The sequence below is a fragment of the Blautia intestinihominis genome, from assembly GCF_040096655.1.
GTDB lineage: Bacteria > Bacillota > Clostridia > Lachnospirales > Lachnospiraceae > Blautia_A > Blautia_A intestinihominis.
On record NZ_JBBMEI010000193.1, the window covers coordinates 1 to 816 of the forward strand.

The window sequence follows — 816 nt, forward strand, 5'->3', positions numbered from 1 at the left end:
ATAATTTGCATTATGAGAAGTTCCAGGATGGAACTGTAAAATGTATTGAGGACGAGATACCATTTGAAGTGCCGGAGGGGTGGTGCTGGGCACGAGTTAGAGATATTGCAATGGTTAAAGGTGGAAAGAGGTTACCTAAAGGAGCAAGTTTTTCAGAAGAGATTACTAACCATGCATATATCAGAGTAACTGATATGAAAAATCATTCTGTCAATGTTTCTAATTTGAGGTACATTTCTGATGAAATATTTTCAGCAATCAAGAATTACACAATTGCAAAAGATGATTTGTATGTAACAATAGCTGGAACAATTGGTGTTGTTGGAGAAATTCCAGATAAGTTGGACGGAATGAATCTCACCGAAAATGCTGTAAAAATAACAAATATAGCCATAAATAAGTCATTCCTTTGCATAATATTGCAAACGGATTTTGTTCAACAGCAGTTTCAAGATAAAACCCACCAAGTGGCGATGCCAAAGTTGGCATTAGAAAGAATTCTTTCAACCTTGATTCCTATATGTTCATCTGTACAGCAGCTACAAATTGTTGATAGATTTCAAATCTGTGACAATTTCTTATCTACTATTGATGCTGAAAAAGAAGAACTTCAAAAAATAGTATCTTTAAGTAAGTCCAAAATTCTGGATCTTGCCATCCGTGGTAAACTTGTTCCACAAGACCCGAATGACGAACCAGCATCTGTGCTATTGGAGCGTATCCGTGCTGAAAAAGAAGAACTTATTAAACAAGGTAAAATCAAGCGAGATAAGAAGGAATCTGTTATCTTTAAAGGTGATGATAACTCTTATTATG

1 protein-coding gene is annotated in these 816 nt (G+C 35.3%); it reads left to right on the forward strand.

Annotated elements, in window-relative coordinates:
• Window positions 1-110: 110 nt before the first annotated feature.
• Window positions 111-816, forward strand: a 706-nt coding sequence (locus WMO75_RS19640; protein WP_349078863.1) for a restriction endonuclease subunit S, incomplete at its 3' end; no start/stop codon positions are given.